This window comes from Delftia sp. DLF01 (assembly GCF_014852125.1).
Classification (GTDB): Bacteria; Pseudomonadota; Gammaproteobacteria; order Burkholderiales; family Burkholderiaceae_C; genus Comamonas; species Comamonas acidovorans.
Genome location: NZ_JACVAZ010000002.1, coordinates 57,838 through 79,201, shown reverse-complemented (window position 1 = coordinate 79,201; position 21,364 = coordinate 57,838). Strand labels below are relative to the sequence as shown.

The window sequence follows — 21,364 nt, the reverse complement described above, 5'->3', positions numbered from 1 at the left end:
GCAGGCTTGGGCGCTGCAATATACAAAGCATCATGAGCTGGAGTTACGAAGACACGCCAACGGCCCTGCAATACTTTGCAGCGCTGGTGCAAAGCGATGACCACCTGCCGTTGATGGAGGCGGCAATCAGCATCGCCCAGGATGCCGTGCCCGATCTCGACCTGCAGGCGGCCAGCGCCGAGCTGGACCGGCTGCAGGTGCGCCTGCTCCAGCGCCTGGCCGGCGAAACCGATTCGCTGCAGCGCCTGCGCGTGCTCAACCAGTTCTTCTATGGCGAGCTGGGCTTTGGCGGCAATCTCAACGATTACTACGACCCGTCCAACAGCTACATCCACCATGTGCTGCAGACGCGGCGCGGCATTCCCATCAGTGTGGCGCTGATCTGGCTGGAGCTGGCTGCGGCCATCGATCTGCCGGCACAGGGCGTGAGCTTTCCCGGGCATTTCCTGGTCAAGCTGCGCCTGCCCCAGGGGCAGGTGGTGATGGACCCGCTGAGCGGTGAATCCTTCTCGGCCAACAGCCTGGCCGAGCGGCTGGAGCCCTTCTGGCAGAACGCCGGCCTGTCCGCCGAGGAGGCGGCTCCGCTGGGCATGTACCTGCAGGGCGCATCGCCGCGCGACATCCTGGAGCGCATGCTGCGCAATCTGCAGGAGATCCACCATGCACGGCGCGACTGGCCGCTGCTGGTGGCCGTGCTCAACCGGCTGGCCGTGCTGCGGCCCGACATGCCGGAGATCTTCCGGGACCGGGGGCTGGCCTATGCGCAGTGGGGAGTGACCGAGCGTGCGCTCGAAGACCTGGAGCGCTTCCTGCATTCCCAGCAGGGCGCGCAGGCCGTGGCCGTGCGCGAGGTGATCCGGCGGCTCAGGGGGCTGTAGCGGCGGCAACCCCCAGTGTCGGAGCGCTGCTCAGACCAGCCGGACGGCTTCCAGCTCTTTCTTGAGATAGGCGTAGAACAGTGGCGCCGCCACCAGGCCTGCGGGGCCGAACACCGACTCGGCCACGAACATCACGGCCAGCAGCTCCCACACGCCCATGTGCGTGCGCTGGCCCACCACCTTGGCGTTGATCACGTACTCGGCCTTGTGGATCAGGATCAGAAAGCCCAGGCAGGCCGCGGCGGCCACCGGGGAGACCGACAGCCCCACGATGGTGATCACCGCATTGCACAGCAGGTTGCCCACGATGGGCACCAGGCCCGCGATGAAGGTCAGCGTGATCAGGGCTGGCGTGTAGGGCAGGGTCAGGTTCCAGTGCGGCAGCACGCCCAGCAGGAAGATGGCCGTCAGGAAGGTGTTGAAGGCCGCAATCCAGAACTGCGCCGCCACGATCTGGCGGAAGGCCAGCCCCATGAGCCGGATGCGTTCGCGCAGCGCAGCCACCAGGGGCGGGCGGCGCGTGGTGATGGGACGCACGGCGGCCAGCGCGCCGATGATCAGGCCCACATAGGCGTACAGCAGGCCGGTAAGCCAGGCGCGGCCCGCATGGGCCAGGGCACCGGCCTTGGCCGCCAGGTAGCTGGCCAGCAGGTGCTGGATTTCCTGCGCGCCGTCCGGCAACTGGTCGGCCATGTCGGCGGGCAGCTTGTCACGCAGCTCCAGCACCGTGTGGGCCAGATAGTCGAGCAGCTCGCGGTACTGCTGCGGCGCGTCGGTGATGTAGGTGCGTGTATGCGAGAGCGCGCCGCTCAGCAGGGCCAGCGGCGCAAGAATGACGATGGTGGCTGCCACCAATTGGGTCCAGCGCGGCAGTGAGCCGCGCCGGGCCTTGGGCTGGGCCCGTGCCAGCAGCCCGGCAAGGGCGCGCGTGACCAGAAAGCCCACGCAGACACAGAGCATGCCCGGCAACAGGCCCTGCCACATGATCAGCAGCAGGGCGCCTGCCATCAGCACATAGCTGGAAAGCGTCACGCCGCGCGTGGGCGCGGGCTGCGGGGAGATGATGGGCGAGGGCAGGTGCTGGGTCATGCGCTGCGGGCCCGTGGTCAGCGGACCTCGACAGGCTCGCCCTCGCCGCGTGCGGCGATGCGTCCGATGGTGTAGACCGTCTCGCCCAGCTGCTTGAGCGTGGCGGCCGTGGCTTGGGCAGCCTCTGCAGGCACGACAACGACCATGCCGATGCCGTTGTTGAAGGTGCGGTTCATTTCCACGGCGTCGATGCCGGCCGTCTTCTGCAGCCAGGCGAACAGCTCGGTCTGGGGCCAGCTGCCAGCATCCAGGTGGGCTGCCAGGCCCTCGGGCAGCACGCGGGGGATGTTCTCCAGCAGGCCGCCGCCGGTGATGTGGGCCAGCGCCTTGATGGGGTGCTGCTCCAGTGCGGCCAGCACGTTCTTCACGTACAGGCGCGTGGGTTCCATGATGGCCTGCTTGAACGGCTTGCCGTCCAGCGATTCAGGCAGGCTGCCCTGGGCTTCGGCGCGCTCGATGCACTTGCGCACCAGGGAGAAGCCATTGGAGTGCACGCCGGCCGAGGCCAGACCCAGCACCACGTCGCCTGCGGCCACGCTCTGGCCCGTGAGGATCTTGGACTTTTCAACGGCGCCGACGGCAAAGCCCGCCAGGTCGTATTCGCCGGACGGGTACATGCCGGGCATTTCGGCGGTTTCGCCGCCGATCAGCGCGCAGCCCGACAGCTCGCAGCCGCGTGCAATGCCGCCGACCACGGCAGCGGCCGTGTCCACGTCCAGCTTGCCGCAGGCGAAATAGTCGAGGAAGAACAGGGGCTCGGCGCCCTGGACCAGCACGTCGTTGACGCTCATGGCCACCAGGTCGATGCCCACGGTGTCGTGCATGTTCCACTCGAAGGCCAGCTTGAGCTTGGTGCCCACGCCATCGGTGCCCGAGACCAGCACGGGTTCCTTGTAGCGCTTGGGCACCTCGAACAGCGCGCCGAAGCCTCCGATGCCGGCCATCACGCCTTCGCGCATGGTCTTCTTGGCCAGCGGCTTGATGCGCTCGACCAGCGCATCGCCAGCGACGATGTCGACGCCGGCGTCTTTGTAGGAAATCGGGGTAGAGGAGGGGGCAGAAGAGCTCATGGATGGGTACGGTGCGGTAGGCCCGATGCCGGGCTGGAACCCCGGGATTCTACGGCGCCGGCCGCCGGCAGGCGCGCGCGCCAGTGGGCTTCGAGGGGGCTTTCGTTGCACATGCGGGCCGGCTGCCGCCGTGCCGGGCGCCGCGCAGACTAAAATCCCTCGTCCGCCCGGGAGCTCCCGGGCGTTGTCCGCCTTGCCGCAGCGCTGCGCCGAGGCGGGCCTGTCTTTGCTCTCAACCCAATGCCGTTGCCGATTCCTCTGCCTGCTTTTGCCGCATGGACCCGCCTGGACACAGGAAAGGGGGCGCTGCGCGTATGTCGCAGATGAAGCAGCTGGCTCTGGATATCAGCATGGCGTCGAGTCCGACGCTGTCGCGCTTTTTCGTCGGTCCCAATGCCGCAGTGATCGATCATCTGCGCCACTGGGTGGGCGACGGCCGCATGCAGACCGCCCGCACGCCGGTGCCCACCTATCTTTGGGGCGAGTCGGGCTCGGGCAAGACCCACCTGCTCAAGGCCGTGCGCGAGGCGCTGCGCGAGCAGGGCGCCATGGTGGGCTGGATGGATGCATCCACCCTGTTCCCGCCGCCGTTCGACGAGCGCTGGGCGGCGGTGCTGATGGACGATGTGGACATCTACACTCCGCTGCAGCAGGCGCGGGCCTTCAACTGGTTCGTGAATGCGACGAGCCCGGCCACGGGCTCGCCGCGCTGGGTGCTGGGAGCCGGCCCCCTGCCGCCGGCCGACCTCAAGCTGCGCGAGGATCTGCGCACGCGGCTGGGCTGGGGCCATGTGTTCCAGCTGCAACTGCTCGATGAAACCGCGCGCCGCGCGGTGCTGCGCCAGGAGGCCGATGCCCGTGGCGTTTTTCTGGGCGACGATGTGATGGACTACATGCTCAAGCGCTTCTCACGCGACCTGGGCAGCCTGATGCAGCTGCTCGACATGCTCGACGGCTTTGCGCTTCGCAACAAGCGCGCCATCACCATTCCGTTGCTCAAGACGATGCTGGAAACCGAATGAGCCCACATTCTCGTGTGGGCAGGGACTGCGGGAGCCGGCGGAGCCTGCGTTGCAAGGGCAGCGCGGGACCCATTTTTTTAGGATATGCATGACCTCTGATCAGAAGCAACTCCGGCCCCGGCTGGCGTTGTTCGACCTGGACCATACGCTGCTGCCGCTCGATTCGGACTACGAGTGGGGCGAGTTCACGACGCGCATCGGTTGGACCGATCCGGCCGAGTTCGGCCGCCGCAACGCCGAGTTCTTCGCGCACTACCAGGCCGGCACGCTCGACGTGCACGACTATGTGCGCTTTGCCACCGAGGCCTTCTGCGGCCGTGGCGCGCAGCAGGCCGGCGAGGCGCATGAGCGCTTCATGCGCGAGGTGATCACCCCCGCGATCCGTCCCCAGGCACTGGAGCTGCTGCGCACGCACCAGCAGGCGGGCGACCAGATCATCATCGTCACGGCCACCAACGAGTTCGTGACGCGCCCCATTGCCGCCGCACTGGGCGTGCAGGAGCTGATTGCCGTGGAACTGGAGCGCGACGCCCAGGGCTGGTTCACGGGCGAGATCCGTGGAACGCCCAGCATGCGCGACGGCAAGGTCCAGCGCATGCAGCAGTGGCTGGATGCGCGTGGCCTGGACTGGGGCGGCGTGGAGAGCTTCTTCTACAGCGACTCCTGGAACGACGTGCCCCTGCTCGAACGCGTGGACCACCCCGTGGCCACCAACCCCGACGCACGGCTGCGCGCCCTGGCCCAGGAACGTGGCTGGCGCATTCTGGACCTGTTTGGCGAAGCACCATGATCAAGAACATCATCGACAAGCTGCTGGGCAAGACCTCGGCTGCCCCCCGCGCCCGCAAGTCCCCCTTCGGCAAGCGCCAGGAAGTGCCCGTGCAGGTGCACGGCATCGACCCCAACCTGGTGGACCGGCGTGCCATCGACGTGGTCGAGACGCTGCAGGACGCGGGCTACGAGGCCTACATCGTCGGCGGCGCCGTGCGCGACCTGCTGCTGGGCCTGCGCCCCAAGGACTTCGACGTGGCCACCAATGCCACGCCCGAGCAGGTCAAGGGCCTGTTCCGCCGCGCCTTCATCATCGGCAAGCGCTTTCGCATCGTGCACGTGGTCTATGGCCGCGGGCGCGAGAACGAGGTCATCGAAGTCTCCACCTTCCGCGCCTTCCTGGACAACAGCGCGGCCGAGGCCGTGAGCGGCAACGAGCGCACCAGCAAGGCACAGCTCGCCGGCATGCACCATGCGGTGGACGCCAGCGGCCGCGTGCTGCGCGACAACGTCTGGGGCCCGCAGGACCAGGACGCCACGCGCCGCGACTTCACCATCAACGCCATGTACTACGACCCGCGCACGCAGATCGTGGTGGACTATCACAAGGGCATCGACGACGCCAAGAAGCGCATGCTGCGCATGATCGGCGACCCGGCCACGCGCTACCGCGAAGACCCGGTGCGCATCATCCGCGCCGTGCGCTTCGCGGCCAAGCTGGCAGGCAAGGGCTTCAAGATCGAGCCCAAGACCGCCAAGCCCCTGGTGGAGTGCGAGCCGCTGCTGGCCGATGTGCCGCAAAGCCGCCTGTTCGATGAAATGCTCAAGTTGCTGCAGACCGGCCACGCGCTGGCCTCGGTGGAGCAGTTGCGCGGCCTGGGCCTGGCACGCGGCATCTATTCGCTGCTGGATGTGGTGGTCGAGCGCGCGGAGCAGCCCTTTGTGCGCGCCGCGCTGACCGATACCGACCGCCGTGTCGAGGAAGGCAAGCCCGTGGCGCCCAGCTTCCTGCTGGCCTGCGTGCTGTGGCATGACGTCAAGACCGGCTGGGAACGCCGGCTGAACCAGCGCCAGCACCCCTTCCCCGCGCTGCAGGAATCCATCGACGAAGTGTTCGACCAGCGCATCGGCGATGTGTCGGGCCGCGGCAAGCTGGCCGCCGACATGCGCGAGATCTGGGTCATGCAGCCGCGCTTTGACAAGCGCACGGGCGCCACGCCATTCAGCCTGGTGGCCCAGCCGCGCTTTCGCGCGGGCTTCGACTTCATGCGCCTGCGCGCCGACATCGGCGAGGTCGATGAAAGCCTGGCCAGCTGGTGGCAGGAATTCCAGAACGCCGACGACGCGCGCCGCGACGACCTGATCGCCCAGGCCCGCGACGAGCAGCGCGCCCGCCAGCGCAGCGCCGAGCCCAAGGTGCACCGCGTGGCCAAGGCCCGCCCTGCGCGCGAGGACGCCGGCGCTGGCGAAGCGCAGCAGGCCGACGCACCTGCCGCCGCCTTGCCCCAGGTGGAGGGTGAGGAAGGGTCAGCGCCCAAGAAGCGCCGCCGCCGTCGCCGCAAGCCACAGGGCGGTGGTGATGGCGCCGTGGGCGGGGATGACTGAGCCGGGGCACTGGGTCGCTATTGGCCTGGGCGCCAATCTGGGCGACCGGGGCCAGGCGCTGGCCCAGGCGCTGCAGGCCATTGGCGGGCTGCCGGGCACGCGCCTTGTGGCCGTGTCCTCCCTCTACAGCACGGCACCCGTGGATTCCAGCGGTCCGGACTACCTGAATGCCGTGGCCGCCGTGCACACCACGCTGCAGCCGCTGGCGCTGCTCGATGCGCTGCAGGCCATCGAACTGGCGGCCGGCCGTGAGCGTCCCTACCGCAACGCGCCGCGCACGCTGGACCTGGACATCGAACTGTGGGACGACGAGCGCATCGCGCTGCCGCGCCTGAGCGTGCCGCACCCGCGCATGCACGAGCGCGCCTTCGTGCTGGTGCCGCTGGCCGAGATCGCGCCTGAGCGCGTCACACCCGCGCAACTGCAGGCCGTGGCGGGGCAGGGCATCCGCCTGGCGCACAAGCCTGGCTGGCATCTCCGACAAGCCTGAATCCCGACAGTGGCCTGAATGAAAAAGCCGCAGCGCCCTGAGGGCGGCTGCGGCTTTTTGCCAGGCGGGACGTGGTGGATCGGCTCAGTCCACCTTCGCTCCGGAGGCCTTGACGATGGGCTGGTACTTGGCACGCTCGGCGGCCATGAACCTGTCGAATTCGGCGGGTGTGGAGGACACGGGCTCGGCCATCAGGGTCTCGAAGCGGGTCTTGGTCTCGGGCGCGGCCAGTGCATCGCCAAAGGCCTTACTCAGCTTGTCCAGCACGGGCTTGGGCGTGCCGGCCGGGGCCACCAGGCCCCACCAGGTGTCGATGGCAAAGCCGGGGAAGGTCTTGGACAGTGCGGGCACGCCGGGCAGCAGCGTGGTGGGGTTCAGCGTGGTCACGGCCAGCGCCTTGAGCTTGCCCGAGCGGATGTTGGGCGCCGCGGCAGCCAGGTTGTCGATGTTGAAGTCCACCTCGCCCGACAGCAGGGCCAACTGGGCCGGGTTGGCGCCGCGGTAGGGCACGTGAAGGGCGAAGATGCCGGCCTTTTGCTTGAGCATTTCGCCGGCCAGGTGGCCCGCGCTGCCGTTGCCGCCGCTGCCGTAGTTGAGCTTGCCGGGGTTGGCCTTGGCGTAGGCGATCAGGTCGGCCACGCTGTGGATCTTGAGCTGCTCGGCACGGGCCGCGTTCATCACCAGCACATTGGGCACGCGCACCATCTGGGTGATGCCGGCGAAGTCCTTGCCCGCGTCATAGGGCATCTTGGCGTACAGCCAGGGATTGACGGCATGGGTGGCCGTGGCGGCCAGGCCGATGGTCATGCCGTCCGGCGTGGCGCGGGCAATGGCGTCGGCGCCGATGTTGCCGCCGGCGCCAGCCTTGTTGTCGATGATCACCACTCCCAGGGAATCACGCACCCGCTCGGCCAGCGCGCGCGAGGTGATGTCCAGCGGACCGCCGGGCGCATAGGGTACGATCAGGCGGATGGGCTCTTGCGCCAGGGCAAGCGGGGAGGCCAGGGCAGCAGCGGCCGCCATGACCGAGAGAAGGCTGTTTCTACGGTTCATAGGGGCGCTATTGTGCAAAAAAATTGCGACACCTGGCTGTGCGCAGGTATGCAGAGCAGTTTTTCTGCGTATTGATTGATCTGCCCTGGCTTCAGGCTGCCTTGTCGGCTTCCGTGGTGAATGCGTCGGCGTAGAACTCTTCGTCGGGCAGGCCACGCTGGTGCACATAGGCCTGGTGCGCGGAATCGACCACGATGGGCGCGCCGCAGGCATAGACCTGGTGGCCCGAGAGGTCGGCAAAGTCGTCCAGCACGGCCTGGTGCACGAAGCCCGTGCGGCCGGTCCAGGCGTCTTCGGGCAGGGCATCCGAGACCACGGGCACGTAGCACAGCTGCGGCATGGCTTCGGCCTGTTCGCGCACCCAGGCGTCCATGTAGAGGTCTTCGGGGCGGCGGCCGCCCCAATACAGGGTGACGGAGCGGTGGATATCCTTGTGGCGGATGTGCTCCAGCAGCGCCTTGATGGGGGCGAAGCCCGTGCCCGAGGCCAGCAGGATGACGGGCTTGTCGCTGTCCTCGCGCAGGAAGAAGCTGCCGAACGGGCCTTCCACGCGCAGGATTTCCTTTTCCTTCATGGCGCCGAACACATGGTCGGTGAACTTGCCGCCCGGCATGTGGCGGATGTGCAGCTCCAGCCCCGGCGCCGTGTCCTGCACGTGGGGGGCCGTGGCCATGGAGTAGGCGCGGCGGGCGCCGTCGCGCAGGATGAACTCCACGTACTGGCCTGCGTGGTAGCGGAACTTGTCTGCGGCGGGCAGTTGCAGGCGCACCTGCATCACGTCGTGCGACTTCTTCTCCAGCGTGGCCACGCGCACGGGCATTTTCTTGATGGGAAAGGCGCTGGCATCGGTGACCTGGCGGGACTCCAGCACCACCGAGGTGGCTGGCCTGGCGCAGCAGGTGAGCACATAGCCGTCGGCCTCTTCCTGGGCGGTCAGCGCCTTGTCGGCATGCGGGCCATGGGTGACATCGCCACTGAGCTTCTTGCACTTGCAGGAACCGCAGGCACCGTCCTTGCAGCCATAGGGCAGGCCCACGCCGGAGCGGATGGCTGCGGCCAGGATGGTCTCGCTGCCCTGCGTGGCGAAGGCGCGGCCGCTGGGCTGTACGGTGATTTCGTGGGAAGCGTTGGCTATCTCGGTCATGTTCTCGGTATCCTCGGGGGCGCTGGCGGGCGCGTGGAGCGCGCCGGCGATCTTCTTTCCCGGACGGACATGCCGCTGCCGCGACCGGCGGCGCGCGGGTGGCCGCCCTCGCAACAGGCCAGGATTTTGCCCTCAAACCAAAACCCATTGGGCGCGCTGCCGGCGCGCTTTCGACGCGAACGCGTGCTCATCGTCGGCTGCGGCGACGTGGGGCTGCGCGTGGCTGGTGCATTGGCGGGCGCGCCCGGCGCACGCTCCGGCGTCGCACGACGGGGCCCGCGCGTGCTGGCCCTGACGCGTGGTGCCGAGCGCCTGCAGGATCTGCGCGGGCGCGGCATCACGCCGCTGCTGGGCGATCTGGACGCGCCAGCCACGCTGCGCCGTCTGGCCGGCCTGGCCACGCGCGTCGTCCACCTGGCGCCGCCACCCAATCCGCCTGCCGGCGAAGATGGCTGGTGGCTGGACCCGCGCACCACGGCTTTGCTGCGCGTGCTGCGCCGTCGCGGCCGGCCGGCGAGCCTGGTCTATGGCTCGACCTCCGGTGTCTACGGCAATTGCGAGGGCGCCTGGATCGACGAAAGCCGCCCGCCCGCACCGGCCACGGCGCGTGCCCAGCGCCGCGTGAACGCCGAGCGTGCCGTGCGCTTTGCCGGGCGCGGCGGCCTGCGCGCCAGCATTTTGCGCATCCCGGGCATCTATGCGCCGGACCGGGAAAACGGTACGCCGCGCGGGCGCCTGCTGCGCGGCACGCCCCTGCTGTGCGCCGCAGAGGATGTCTACACCAACCACATCCATGCCGACGACCTGGCCCGCGCCTGCGTGCGGGCGCTGTGGCGCGGCCGGCCGCAGCGCATCTACCACGCCAGCGACGATACGCAGCTGCGCATGGGGGACTATTTCGACTTTGCGGCCGATCTCTACGGCCTGCCGCGCCCCGCACGCATCACGCGCGAGCAGGCACAGCGCGAGCTGCCGGCCAGCCTGCTGAGCTTCATGGGGGAGTCACGCCGCCTGCGCAACCAGCGCCTGAAGGCCGAGCTGGGCCTGCGCCTGCGCTACCCCACCGTGGAGCAGGGCCTGCGCGCGTGAATCAGCGCGGATGGATGCCGCCGTTGGTGTCGTAGCAGCGGAATACGTTGCAGTGCGAGATGGGCGCCGAAGGCGGCAGCGGCTGCGGCGGCACGGGGCGCCCGACGATCCACGGCCGGTTGATTGCATTGGGCTGCAATGCGCGCGATTGCTGCAGCTGTTCATAGGCCTTGGGGCCCAGGCAGGCCATCTCCATCTGCTGCTGGGCGGCCTGGCTGCGCGGGCCCCAGGTGGAGGGATCGGGATTGGCCTCGGCCAGGATGGTGTCCAGACGGCGGCGCGCCTGCTGGCAGGCCGGGGAGTCGCCGCCGTCGCGCTGGGCCGAGTTCTCGCGCTCGCGCCGGCTGCGTGCCTCGCGCTCCTGCTGCTGGTCACGAGTGCGGCGCTCGGCCTCTTCGCGGGCCAGTTGCTGGTTCTTGCGCTCTATGGCGGCGGCGGACTGCGCGCGCTCGCGTTCCAGCTCTTCGGGACTGGGGGCTTCCTGCACCTGCACGCGGTTCTCGCCGTCCTTGCAACTGCTGTTGGTGTAGGTGACGCGGCCGGTCTTGGCATCCGTGCAGCGGATGACCTGGGCCGAGGTCGGGCCTGCGATGAGCGCCGCCACCAGCGTTGCAAGCATCGGTACAAGCGCCGCCAGCGCCCGGCGCTGGCAAAGGTCTTGGGTGCGGTGCATGGCGGTTTCCTTTCCCATCACAAGCGGCACAGGGATGTGGTGCATTGCCGATTATGGTGCGGAGCCCGAGGGCTGGACATGCCGCTGGTCAGCCGTTCAACGCCAGTGGCGCGGATCCTGCGTGGGGTAGGGGTTGCCGCCGCCCTGGCTTTCGCGCTGCATGCGCTCGATGGCGCGTTGCTGCTGCTCGCGGTCACGCTGCTGCTGTTCCCGGTCGCGTTGCTGGCGTTCACGATCGCGTTGCTGCTGGCCCTGATCGCGCTCGCGGTCCCGCTGCTGGCGCTCGGCTTCGCGGCGCTGCTGCTCCTGCATGCGCTCGCGCAACTGGCGGTCGCGGTCCTGTGCCTGGCGGTCCCGGTCCCGGTCGCGCTCGCGCATTTCACGCTCGCGTTCCTGGCGGTCGCGCCAGGCGTCGCGGTTGCGCTCCTGCTGAATGCGCTCGCGCTCGTACTGCAGGCGATCGCGCTCACGCTGCAGGCGCTGGCGCTCGTACCAGCCGTTGTCGGGATAGGCGGGCTGCGTGGGATAGGAGGGGTAGATGACGCCGCCGCCAGAGGGGTAGCTGGGGTAGGTCGGATAGCTGGGGTAGCCGGAGCCCATGTCCGAGTAGCCATCGGGCGGCACGGCGCAGGCGGTGACCAGGGCGGCGAGGCCAAGGCCGGCCAGCAGGCGCAGCGTGCGCAGGGGGCGCAGGTCACGCTGCTGGTGTGACTGCGCGGTGGGGGCGTTGGAACGGGGCATGGTATGGGGTCCGGGCAAAGGCGTGTTTCCTGTCTGGATCTCTTCCTATGACGTTTGACAGGCCGTATTGGTTGACCTGGGTCGTCCTTGCAAGGAAACAAGGGCGACAGCGGAGCTTCTATTTTGATAGCAATTCGCCCATATTCTGTAGGTGTTGCCAGATGAATTGCGCAGGCGTGGTGCGCAAGGGCGCCTGCCGCCCCGATCGCGGCAATGGCTTGCGGGCGCGGCTAGAATGGCCTCTGTCTTTGGCGGTGCGCAGTCCGTGCGCCGCAAAGCAGCGTTCTCAGGGCGGGGCGAAATTCCCCACCGGCGGTATCTGGATCTGTCGTTCGGCATGTGTCCAGGAGCCCGCGAGCGCCCGGCAAGCCGCAAGGCCGGCCGGGGTCAGCAGATCTGGTGAGATGCCAGAGCCGACGGTCACAGTCCGGATGAAAGAGATCGCGCAGCACCTGCATGGCAGGCGCCATGCCCATGGTTTTCCCATGGGCTGCGCCGCGCCATGCGGCGCCATGGCGCGCGCCCTGATTCATTTGTCTCATCTTGAAAGAGCACCATGAATCAGACTCCTGTCTCCTTGAATTTCTCCGCACACGGCACGGCCTCGGGCACGCCGTGGAGGGCCGTCGCGGGCCGCAGCCGCGTGGCCGTCATCTGCGCGAGCTGGCATACCGATGTCGTGCACCAGGCGCGCGACTCCATGGCGGCCGAGCTGCAGGCCCAGGGCGTGGCCGCGCAGAACATCAGCCACTTCAATGTGCCCGGCGCCTTCGAGATCCCGCTGCTGGCCAAGAAGCTGGCCGACACTGGCCGCTTCGACGCCATCATCGCCTGCGCTTTGGTGGTCAATGGCGGTATCTATCGCCATGAGTTCGTGTCCTCGGCCGTGATCGACGGGCTGATGCGCGTGCAGCTCGACACCGAGATGCCCGTGTTCTCCGCCGTGCTCACGCCGCGCGACTTCCACGAGCACGGCGACCATGTGGAGTTCTTCCGCGCCCACTTCGTGAAGAAGGGCGTGGAGGTGGCACATGCCTGCCTGGCGGCCCTGGACCAGCTGGCCCAGGTGCAGGCGCTGGGCCAGGCCCGCGCGGCCTGAGTTGCAAGCGTCGCCTGCGTCGCCGGTTGCGGCGCACCACCCAGCACAGCTTTGGGTGGGGACGGATGCTCGTAAACACTGAGTTGGTGCCGAGTGTCGCGGCCCCGTCACGCGGCATTGCCAAGCCGCGATGACGGGAATAACGTGACGGCCTGTTTCAACTGAGGAGTGCGCGATGAAGATGTCCCGGAAGTTGTGTATTGCGGCCGTCGTGGCCGGCATGGGTGGCGTGGCCATGGCCCAGGAGCAGGTGATCCGTATCGGCCACATCGGCCCGGTGTCCGGTCCCCAGGCCAATTTCGGCAAGGACAACGAAAACGGCGTGCGCATGGCCATCGACGAGCTCAATGCCAAGGGCATGGAGATCGCCGGCAAGAAGGTCAAGTTCCAGCTGGTGGCCGAGGACGATGTGGCCGATCCCAAGCAGGGCACGGCCGCTTCGCAGAAGCTGTGCGACGACAAGGTCGCGGGCGCCGTGGCCTTCCTCAACTCGGGCGTGGCCATTCCCTCGTCCAAGGTCTTCCAGGACTGCGGCATTCCCATGATCACGGGCGCGGCCACCAACCCCGACCTGACCAAGCCCGGCTGGAACACCACCTACCGCGTGATCGCCAATGACAACGCGCTGGGCGCGGCACTGGCCAAGTACGCGGCGCAGACGCTCAAGCTCAAGACCGTGGCCATCATCGATGACCGCACGGCCTACGGCCAGGGCCTGGCCAATGTGTTCAAGAAGGATGCGGAAAAGCTGGGCGTGAAGGTCGTGGCCTCGGAGTTCACGAACGACAAGGCCACGGACTTCATGGCCATCCTGACCTCGATCAAGGCCAAGAAGCCCGATGGCATCTTCTACGGCGGCATGTACGGCCAAGCCGGCCCCATGCTGCGCCAGATGGCCCAGCTGGGCCTGAACGATGCCAAGTACTTCGGCGGCGACGGCCTGTGCGTGCCCGAGCTGGCCAAGGTGGCGGCCGGTGCCAAGCCGCTGGACAACGTGATCTGCGCCGATGGCGGCGCCTCGCTGGCCAAGATGCCCGGCGGCACGGAATGGAAAAAGCGCTACGACGCCAAGTACCCCGGCCAGTTCCAGGTCTACAGCCCGTACTTCTACGACGCCACCATGATGCTGGCCGATGCCATGAAGCGCGCCAACTCCTGGGACCCCAAGGTCTACATTCCCTTCCTGCAGAAGGCCGACTACTCGGGCGTGACCTCGAAGATCGCCTTCGAGAAGAACGGCGAGATGAAGAACCCCTCGTACACGCTGAGCGTGTTCAAGAACGGCCAGAAGACAGCCCTCGACTGAGCGAGCGTCCCTCCTTCGTTTTCATGCCCGCCCCGTGCGGGCTTTTTTTCGTGCGCTGTCCATGACCCTCAGGCTGCGGCCGGCGCATCGACCACGCCCGGCAACCGGGCCAGATAGGCCTGCAAGGCAGCGATGGCCTGGCGCACCTTGGCGGGCTGGGCCTGGCGCTGCGGGGTGACAGCCCAGATGTCGAGGCCGCCGAAGTCCCAGTCGGGCAGCAGGCGCACCAGGCGGCCTTCGGCCACCGTGTCGGCCACGTCCATGCTGCCCAGCAGGGCCAGGCCAAGGCCCGCCTCGCACATCTGCTGGATGGACAGCTGGTTGTTGCTGGCCACATGCGGCAGCACCTGCAGGCTGTAGGTCTCGCCCGTGTCAGGGTGGCGCGCCTCGGCACGCAGGGCCTGGCCCTGGCCCTCGCGCGCCAGGCCCAGCCAGCGCATGCTGGCCAGCGGTGCCGGGTGGCGCCAGGCACCGCTACCACCCTGGGCCTGTATCCATGCGGGCGAGGCGCACAGCCAGTTGCGCATGGCGCCCAGGCGCCGGGCGGCCCAGCCGGAATCGGCCAGCCGGCCGAAGCGCAAGGCCAGGTCGATGCGGCTTTGTATGAGGTCGATGGGCGCGTCGTCCACATCCAGGTGCAGGCGCAGTGCGGGGTGCCGGGCCAGCCAGTGGCCCAGGGCCGGCGCGATGTGGCGGGCAAAGCCCACGGTGGCTGACAGGCGCAGCTCGCCGCCGGGCTCGTCGCGCGCGGCCGCCAGCTCGGCCCGCGCCTGGCTGGCGGCCTGGGCCATGGCGGCGCACTGCTGGTAGTAGCGCTCGCCGGTGTCGGTCAGCGCGATCTGCCGGGTGGAGCGGTGCAGCAGGGTGACGCCGCCATTGCGTTCGAGCTGGCGCACCTGCTGGCTCACGGCCGAGGGGCTCATGCCCAGGGCACGCGCGGCGGCGCTCATGGAGCCGTGCTGCACCACGGCGGCGAAAACGGCCATGCGTTTGTAGTCATCCATGGGCTGTATTGTGAAGCTGCACTTCAAGGTCTTGGTAAAAATTGCCGTCTACCGCATGCATTGTGAACGGCGTAATCTCAATGCCATCGTGAACAGGCGCCCTGGCGCCATAAAGGACCGAAGATGAAAGTGGCATTGATTGGCGCAACCGGCTTTGTGGGTTCGGCGGTATTGAAGGAGCTTCTGCAGCGCGGCCATGAGGTCGTGGCCCTGGTGCGCGACCCCGCCAAGCTGGCGGCCCAGCCGCGGCTGCAGGCCGTGCAGGCCGATGTACTGGACGCCGCCGCCGTGCAGCGCGCCGTGGCGGGCGCGGACGCCGTGGTCAGCGCCTACAACGCGGGCTGGGGCAATCCCGACATCTATGAGGACTTCATGCGCGGCTCGCGCGCCATCGTGGCGGGCACCAAGGCGGCCGGCATCAAGCGCTACCTGGTGGTCGGCGGCGCAGGCAGCCTCTACATCGCACCCGGCAAGCAACTGGTGGACACGCCCGAGTTCCCGGCCGCCATCAAGCCCGGCGCCTCGGCTGCCCGCGATGCCCTCAACGATCTGCAAAAGGAGCAGGGCCTGGACTGGACGATGCTGAGCCCGCCCATTGCCCTGCACCTGGGCGACCATGGCGAACGCACAGGCCAATACCGCACGGGCAAGGATGAGCCGCTGATGCAGGCCGATGGCCAGCCCGGCACGATTTCGGCAGCGGACCTGGCCGTGGCCCTGGTCGACGCGCTGGACAAGGACCTGCACCTGCGCCAGCGTTTCACCGTCGCTTACTGAACACCTGCGCCCGTCCACTGGTGCCGCAGCGGTCTCCATGGCATGCTGGTGTCCGTCATGAACAGGCAGGAGCACAGCCATGATCGACCACACGGGAATCCTCGTATCGGATTTCGAGCGCAGCAAGGATTTCTATGCACGCGCCCTGGCGCCGCTGGGCTATGAAATCCTCATGGAGCTTTCTGCCGAAGTCACGGGCCATACGGACACTGCGGGCTTCGGCGAGCCGCCCAAGCCCGATTTCTGGATCAGCGGGGGCACGCCCAATCAGCCTCCCATCCATGTGGCCTTCCGCGTGGACAACCGCCACATGGTCGACGACTTCCATGCGGCGGCCCTGGCGGCAGGCGGGCGCTGCAACGGCGAGCCCGGCCTGCGACCGCACTACCACGACGACTATTACGCGGCCTTCGTGCTCGACCCCGACGGCCACAACATCGAGGCCGTCTGCCACCTGCCTCCGGCCTGAGTCTCCCTGGCGGCACTGGGGCCTGCGAGGCAGCTGACATCAGGCGGTCGCATGGCGCAGCACAATATTGCGCTGCAACAAAAAAGGCCCCACGTTCCCCATGCCCCCTTCCGTCTCCGCTGCGGCCGGCTCCGTTTCCGCGTCATCCACACCCACGGCCGCCCAGGCCTGGCTCAGCGTGATCGCGCTGGCGCTGGGCGCCTTCGTCTTCAATACCACCGAGTTCGTGCCCGTGGGCCTGCTCAGCAGCATTGGTGCGAGCTTTGGCATGCCCACCGAGCAGGTCGGGCTGATGCTGACCATCTATGCCTGGATCGTGGCCCTGGCCTCGCTGCCCTTCATGCTGCTCACGCGCAATGTGGAGCGGCGCAAGCTGCTGATGGGCGTGTTCGCGCTGTTCGTGGCCAGCCATGTGCTGTCGGGCGTGGCCTGGAGCTTTGCCTCGCTGATGGTCAGTCGCATCGGCATTGCGCTGTCGCACGCGGTGTTCTGGTCCATCACCGCCTCGCTGGCCGTGCGTGTGGCGCCGCCCGGCAGGAAGGCCGTGGCGCTGAGCCTGCTGGCCACCGGTACCTCCATGGCCATGGTGCTGGGCATTCCGCTGGGCCGCATCGTGGGCGAATGGCTGGGCTGGCGCACGACGTTCCTGGCCGTGGGCGGGGTGGCCGCCATCGTCATGGTGGCCCTGGCCCGGCTGCTGCCGCGCCTGCCCAGCGAGAACGCGGGCAACCTGGCCAGCGTGCCCATGCTGCTGCGCCGCCCGGCGCTGCTGTCCATCTACATCCTGCTGGTGGTCGTGATCACCGGGCAGTTCACGGCCTACAGCTATATCGAGCCCTTCGTGCAGGACATCGCGGGCTTCGAGGGCAAGGTCACCACGGCCGTGCTGCTGCTGTACGGCGGCATGGGCATCGTGGGCAGCGTGATGTTCAGCTGGTGGGGGCTGCGCCATCCGCGCGGCTTTCTGCTGGCCGCCATTGGCGTGCTGTCGGCCAGCCTGCTGATGCTGGTGCCGGCCTCGGGCCATGAGGCATCGCTCTACGTGATGAGCTCGGTCTGGGGTGTCGCCATGATCTGCTTCGCCCTGGCCATGCAGTCCCAGGTGCTCAAGCTGGCGGCCGACGCCACCGACGTGGGCATGTCCATGTTCTCGGGCATCTTCAACATCGGCATTGGCGGCGGTGCGCTGCTGGGCAGCCAGGTCAGCATGCACGCGGGCATGCAGAACATCGGCTGGATCGGCGGCGGCCTGGTGGCGCTGGGCCTGGCCTGGTGCATCTGGGCCTTCATGCGCTGGTCGGCCGGCTTCCAGGCCGCGCACTGAAGCGGGTCAGTCGCCGGGTGCCCGCATGGCCTGGGCGTAGCGCTGCGGTGCCAGGCGTGACACCAGCACGCAGACCATGAGCACGGCGCCCAGCTGTGCCAGCCAGCCGGCGCCGAATCCGCCCGTGAACTGGTGCAGCCGGGCGATCACATAGGGCGCCAGCGCCGCAATCAGAAAGCCGCCGCCCTGCATCAGCGCGTTGAGCGCACCGGCCTGCGTGGGGTGGGGAAGATGGTCCAGCGCCACCACCATCATCAGCGCGAAGCAGCCACCCAGGCCGATGCCGAGGATGACGATGTTGAGCAGCGGCGCCGCATCAGGCCACCAGGCCAGGGCGGCCAGGCCGATGATCTGGCACAGCAGCGTGAACCCCAGCCACGGCCGCCGGTCGGCATGGCGCGAAGCCAGCACGGGCAGTCCCAGCGCGGCGCTGGCCTGGGCCACCGAAAGCAGGGCGACCAGGCCGCCGCTTTGCGCGGGGCTCCAGCCGTGCGTCTGGTAGAAGGGCGCAAGCCAGGCCACCATGGCCGCATAGCCGCCATTGATGAGGCCGAAGCAGGCCATCAGCAGCCAGGTGCGCGGGCGCTGGCGCAGCCAGCCGGTGTCTTGCGAGGCATGGGCTGCCATGGGCGCCGGACCCGGCAATGTGCTCAGCGCATGCCGCGCCAACACCAGGGCCAGCAGGGCGGGCGCAGTCCAGAGCGCCAGCGCAAAGCGCCAGTCCAGTCCCCATTGCACGGCCAGCGGCGAAATCTGGGCACCGAGCGCCCCTCCGCCCATGAGCGCGGCCGAGTACAGCCCCATCATCTGGGCCATGCGTGCGGGCGACTGGCGCTTGATCAGGCCCGGCAGCACGCCTTGCACCAGGGCCACGCCAGCGCCGCACAGCGCGGCCGTGGCCAGCAGGGTGGCCGCACTGGAGCCCGCCACGCGCAGCGCGCAGCCCAGCGCAATCACCGCCAAGGACCCGACCACGGCGCGGCGCGGACCCAGGCGCCGCAGCGCGGCCGGGGCCAGCCAGGCGCCCACGCCCATCAACGCCATGGGCAGCAGCGTCAGCCAGGACAGCGTGGACAGATCCATGCCGGTGGCGGACTGTATCTGCGGGCCCAGCGGGCCGATGGCCGTGAGAAACGGGCGCAGGTTCAGCGTGACCAGGACCACGGTGGCCAGCCACAGCGCCGTTGGAATGGCGTGCGCTGCGGCAGGCGCCTCGGTGCGTGTGGGCGCAATGGACGACATGGCTTCAGGCCCAGGGGGCGTTGCCATACAGCTGGGCCGCCGTGATGCCCGTGTCCAGCCGCGTCAGGGGCAGCGGTGGCGGCTGCAGCGGCATGCGCAGCCGCTGGTAGGCGCCTTCGCTGGACAGGCCGTAAGGCTGGGCGTCCGCGTTGTCGAAGGCGAAGAAAACCTGCTCGGCTCCGGCCATCACCAGCGCCGCCAGGCACATGGGGCAGGGGTGGCCGCTGGCGTAGATGGTGCAGCCAGCCAGGCTGGGGTTGGCCTGGGCGCGCGTGCCTGCGCGCAGCGCCTGCATTTCGGCATGGGCGCTGGGATCATGGCTTTGCACGATCTCGTTGACGCCCGTGGACAGGATCTGCCCCTCGCGCGCGAGCAGGGCGCCGAAGGGCCGGCCGCCCCGCAGGCGGTTGTCGTGCGCCAGCTGCACGGCATGGCGCAGCAGGCGGATGTGTTCTTGTTCTTGCATGGGGATGGCTGGGCAATCGGGAACTGAGGCCGCAGTCTAGGACGGGGGGCATCAATTGGAAAATTAAATGATCAAATGCCAGGCAGTGACAAAGCCACTGAAATCCGTCCACGTCCCATGCAACCCTCTTCCATAGACCCCACCCTGCTGCGCAGCTTCTGCGCTGTGGCCGAAACCGGCAGCTTCACGCGTGCGGCGCAGGGCGTGCACCTGACCCAGTCCACGGTCAGCCAGCAGATCCGCAGGCTGGAGGAGCAAATGGGCTGCACGCTGCTGGACCGCAGCGGGCGCCATGTGGAATGCACGCTGGAAGGAGAGCGCCTGCTGGCCTATGCGCAACGCATCCTGGCCCTCATGGACGAGGCCGTGGAGCAGTTGGCTGGCGCCACCGAAGCCGTGCTGCGCATCGGCGTACCCGAGGACTTTGCCGGCAATGCCTTGATGCCCGCCTTGGGCGCGCTGGCGCGCAGCCAGCCGCAGTTGCGCCTGGAGCTGACCAGCGGGCTGTCGCAGGCGATATGGCAGCAACTGCAGGCCGGCGAGCTGGACCTGGCCATCGTCAAGCAGCGCAACGGCAGCACGCCCGGCATGGCACGCTGGCCCGAACCGCTGGCCTGGATAGACAGTGCGCGGCATCCCTGCCACGGGATGGATCCCTTGCCCCTGGTGGTGTTTCCGCAGGGCGGCCTGTACCGCAGCGAGATGACGCATGCGCTGGATGCCGCCGGCCGGCGCTGGCGCCTGGCCTATGTGAGCGCCAGCCTGGCCAGCCTGGAAGCCGCCGTGGAGCAGGGCCTGGGCATCAGCCTGTTGCCGCGCAGGCTGGTCGGGCCCGGCCACCGCCTGCTCGACGGCATGGCCGGCTTCGCCCCCGTGCCTGATGTGGAAGTGGCACTGCACGTGCGCGCCCAGTTGTCGGCGCCGGGCCGGCGTCTGGCCGAGCGCCTGTGCGAGGTGTGTGAGGCGTTGCTGTCGCCTGCCGCTGGCGAGGCCTGAAAAAAACCCCGCCGTGGCGGGGATGGTCGGTGGGTGACGCGCAGGCTCAATCCATCGTCAGGTTCTGCTTTTGCACCACGTCCTTGTAGACCGCCAGTTCGGCCTTGATCTCTTCAAAGAAATGCTCGGGCGTGTCAGCCACGATCAGCGAGCCGGTTTCCTCGATGCGCTTCTTGATGGCCGGGTCCTGCAGCACCTTGCGCGTGGCGGCGTTGACCTTGTCCACGATGTCGCGCGGCAGGTTCTTGGGGCCGACGATGCCGTAGTACGCCATGCGGTTGACGGGGGCCAGGCCCACTTCCTTGAAGGTGGGCACATCGGGCAGGGCGGCCAGGCGCTGGGGCGCGGCCACCACGATGGGCACCAGGCGCTTTTCCTTGACGAAGCCCAGGGCGGAGGGCAGGTTGTCGAAGATCAGCGGAACCTGGCCGGCCACGGCGTCGTTCAGCGCGGGGCCGCTGCCACGGTAGGGCACGTGGGTGATGTCGGTGCCCGTGGACAGCTTGAACATTTCCATCATCAGATGGGTGATGCTGCCGTTGCCGGGCGAGGCGTAGGAGTACTTGCCGGGGTTCTTCTTCACCTCGGCCAGGAACTCCTGGTAGTTCTTGCCCGCGAACTTGGGGTTGGCCGCAATGATGTTGGGCGTGGCCGCGATGTTCACGATGGGCGTGAAGTCGGTCAGCACGTTGTACGGGATCTTGGGGTTGATCGCCGGATTGGTGGCCGTGGTGGACACGGTGGCGATGCCCAGGCTGTAGCCATCGGGCTGGGAGCGCGCCGTCTCGGCCGCGCCGATGCTGCCGCCGCCGCCGCCCTTGTTCTCGACCACCACGGGCTGGCCCAGGGCACGGCCCAGCGGCTCGGCGACGATGCGCGCGATCAGGTCGGTGGTGCCGCCGGCCGCGAAAGGCACGAGCAGCTTGATGGGCTTGGTGGGGTAGCCCTGGGCATGGGCTGCGCCCGAAAGCGCGAGGGCGCCGAGGATGCCGGCGAGCGCGATGCGGGAGGTGTGAGTCATGGTGTTGTCTCCTTGAATGGATGTTGTGGACGTTT

The 21,364-nt window shown here is 68.3% G+C and carries 22 protein-coding genes and 1 riboswitch; of the genes, 12 read left to right on the top strand and 10 right to left on the bottom strand.

Annotated features, from left to right (window positions below; all coding sequences use genetic code 11):
• The first annotated feature begins 32 nt into the window (after positions 1-32).
• Complete coding sequence (locus IB269_RS08755) at positions 33-878, top strand: SirB1 family protein (protein ID WP_013803659.1); 846 nt, start codon at positions 33-35, stop codon at positions 876-878.
• Between the two features lie 30 nt (positions 879-908).
• On the opposite strand, the gene IB269_RS08750 is transcribed toward IB269_RS08755, so the two are convergent.
• On the bottom strand, positions 909-1,967 hold the full coding sequence (locus tag IB269_RS08750) for an AI-2E family transporter (RefSeq protein WP_012204107.1): 1,059 nt from the start codon (positions 1,965-1,967) through the stop codon (positions 909-911).
• A gap of 17 nt (positions 1,968-1,984) precedes the next feature.
• Complete coding sequence (gene purM / locus IB269_RS08745; RefSeq protein WP_063326899.1) at positions 1,985-3,037, bottom strand: phosphoribosylformylglycinamidine cyclo-ligase; 1,053 nt, start codon at positions 3,035-3,037, stop codon at positions 1,985-1,987.
• 323 nt (positions 3,038-3,360) lie between these two features.
• On the opposite strand from purM, the gene hda reads away from it, so the two are divergent.
• From hda to folK, 4 genes are all read left to right on the top strand, one after another.
• Positions 3,361-4,059 (top strand): DnaA regulatory inactivator Hda, encoded by a 699-nt coding sequence (gene hda / locus IB269_RS08740; RefSeq protein ID WP_026062235.1) that lies wholly within the window; start codon positions 3,361-3,363, stop codon positions 4,057-4,059.
• Between the two features lie 88 nt (positions 4,060-4,147).
• Entirely contained in the window at positions 4,148-4,849 is a 702-nt protein-coding gene (locus IB269_RS08735) for an HAD family hydrolase (protein WP_012204110.1), read from the top strand.
• Entirely contained in the window at positions 4,846-6,435 is a 1,590-nt protein-coding gene (gene pcnB / locus IB269_RS08730) for a polynucleotide adenylyltransferase PcnB (RefSeq protein WP_012204111.1), read from the top strand. The genes IB269_RS08735 and pcnB overlap by 4 nt, the downstream gene beginning before the upstream one ends.
• The gene (gene folK, locus IB269_RS08725) at positions 6,410-6,925 is read left to right on the top strand and encodes a 2-amino-4-hydroxy-6-hydroxymethyldihydropteridine diphosphokinase (RefSeq protein ID WP_097205341.1); all 516 of its coding nucleotides are present in this window, start codon (positions 6,410-6,412) and stop codon (positions 6,923-6,925) included. Before pcnB ends, folK begins: the two co-directional genes overlap by 26 nt.
• Before the next feature lie 84 nt (positions 6,926-7,009).
• Here folK and IB269_RS08720 read toward each other — a convergent pair whose 3' ends face one another.
• On the bottom strand, positions 7,010-7,978 hold the full coding sequence (locus tag IB269_RS08720; protein ID WP_034391207.1) for a Bug family tripartite tricarboxylate transporter substrate binding protein: 969 nt from the start codon (positions 7,976-7,978) through the stop codon (positions 7,010-7,012).
• A gap of 91 nt (positions 7,979-8,069) precedes the next feature.
• A complete protein-coding gene (locus IB269_RS08715; RefSeq protein WP_012204115.1) occupies positions 8,070-9,122 on the bottom strand; it encodes a CDP-6-deoxy-delta-3,4-glucoseen reductase in 1,053 nt (350 codons plus the stop codon).
• A 69-nt stretch (positions 9,123-9,191) separates the two neighbouring features.
• Here IB269_RS08715 and IB269_RS08710 point away from each other — a divergent pair, with 69 nt between their 5' ends.
• Positions 9,192-10,211, top strand: a complete 1,020-nt coding sequence (locus tag IB269_RS08710; protein WP_192366963.1) for an SDR family oxidoreductase — start codon at positions 9,192-9,194, stop codon at positions 10,209-10,211.
• A 1-nt stretch (position 10,212) separates the two neighbouring features.
• On the opposite strand, the gene IB269_RS08705 is transcribed toward IB269_RS08710, so the two are convergent.
• Positions 10,213-10,884 carry a DUF4124 domain-containing protein gene (locus tag IB269_RS08705; protein WP_192366962.1) on the bottom strand — a complete coding sequence of 224 codons (672 nt, stop codon included), beginning with the start codon at positions 10,882-10,884 and terminating at the stop codon, positions 10,213-10,215.
• Between the two features lie 96 nt (positions 10,885-10,980).
• Entirely contained in the window at positions 10,981-11,625 is a 645-nt protein-coding gene (locus IB269_RS08700; RefSeq protein ID WP_099734371.1) for a hypothetical protein, read from the bottom strand.
• Positions 11,626-11,903: 278 nt separating this feature from the next.
• Positions 11,904-12,072, top strand: a riboswitch (FMN riboswitch).
• A 109-nt stretch (positions 12,073-12,181) separates the two neighbouring features.
• Here IB269_RS08700 and IB269_RS08695 point away from each other — a divergent pair.
• Both IB269_RS08695 and IB269_RS08690 read left to right on the top strand, forming a co-directional pair.
• Positions 12,182-12,724, top strand: a complete 543-nt coding sequence (locus tag IB269_RS08695) for a 6,7-dimethyl-8-ribityllumazine synthase (RefSeq protein WP_192366961.1) — start codon at positions 12,182-12,184, stop codon at positions 12,722-12,724.
• 175 nt (positions 12,725-12,899) lie between these two features.
• A complete protein-coding gene (locus IB269_RS08690) occupies positions 12,900-14,030 on the top strand; it encodes a branched-chain amino acid ABC transporter substrate-binding protein (RefSeq protein ID WP_013803650.1) in 1,131 nt (376 codons plus the stop codon).
• Positions 14,031-14,098: 68 nt separating this feature from the next.
• Here IB269_RS08690 and IB269_RS08685 read toward each other — a convergent pair whose 3' ends face one another.
• Positions 14,099-15,034 carry a LysR family transcriptional regulator gene (locus IB269_RS08685; protein WP_192366960.1) on the bottom strand — a complete coding sequence of 312 codons (936 nt, stop codon included), beginning with the start codon at positions 15,032-15,034 and terminating at the stop codon, positions 14,099-14,101.
• A 123-nt stretch (positions 15,035-15,157) separates the two neighbouring features.
• Between IB269_RS08685 and IB269_RS08680 the strand changes: the two genes are divergently transcribed.
• The 3 genes from IB269_RS08680 (at position 15,158) to IB269_RS08670 (ending at position 17,604) form a co-directional block, all read left to right on the top strand.
• Positions 15,158-15,811, top strand: a complete 654-nt coding sequence (locus IB269_RS08680; RefSeq protein WP_192366959.1) for an NAD(P)-dependent oxidoreductase — start codon at positions 15,158-15,160, stop codon at positions 15,809-15,811.
• A gap of 79 nt (positions 15,812-15,890) precedes the next feature.
• Positions 15,891-16,280: a VOC family protein gene (locus tag IB269_RS08675; RefSeq protein ID WP_012204123.1), complete on the top strand. Its 390-nt coding sequence runs from the start codon at positions 15,891-15,893 to the stop codon at positions 16,278-16,280.
• 100 nt (positions 16,281-16,380) lie between these two features.
• Positions 16,381-17,604: a sugar transporter gene (locus IB269_RS08670; RefSeq protein ID WP_192366958.1), complete on the top strand. Its 1,224-nt coding sequence runs from the start codon at positions 16,381-16,383 to the stop codon at positions 17,602-17,604.
• A 6-nt stretch (positions 17,605-17,610) separates the two neighbouring features.
• On the opposite strand, the gene IB269_RS08665 is transcribed toward IB269_RS08670, so the two are convergent.
• Positions 17,611-18,846, bottom strand: coding sequence for a cyanate transporter (locus tag IB269_RS08665; protein ID WP_192366957.1), 1,236 nt, complete (start codon positions 18,844-18,846; stop codon positions 17,611-17,613).
• A gap of 4 nt (positions 18,847-18,850) precedes the next feature.
• Positions 18,851-19,312, bottom strand: a complete 462-nt coding sequence (locus tag IB269_RS08660) for a nucleoside deaminase (RefSeq protein ID WP_012204126.1) — start codon at positions 19,310-19,312, stop codon at positions 18,851-18,853.
• Positions 19,313-19,429: 117 nt separating this feature from the next.
• Here IB269_RS08660 and IB269_RS08655 point away from each other — a divergent pair, with 117 nt between their 5' ends.
• Positions 19,430-20,308: a LysR family transcriptional regulator gene (locus IB269_RS08655; protein WP_192366956.1), complete on the top strand. Its 879-nt coding sequence runs from the start codon at positions 19,430-19,432 to the stop codon at positions 20,306-20,308.
• A 46-nt stretch (positions 20,309-20,354) separates the two neighbouring features.
• Here IB269_RS08655 and IB269_RS08650 read toward each other — a convergent pair whose 3' ends face one another.
• Positions 20,355-21,329, bottom strand: coding sequence for a tripartite tricarboxylate transporter substrate binding protein BugE (locus IB269_RS08650; RefSeq protein WP_012204128.1), 975 nt, complete (start codon positions 21,327-21,329; stop codon positions 20,355-20,357).
• Positions 21,330-21,364: the final 35 nt, after the last annotated feature.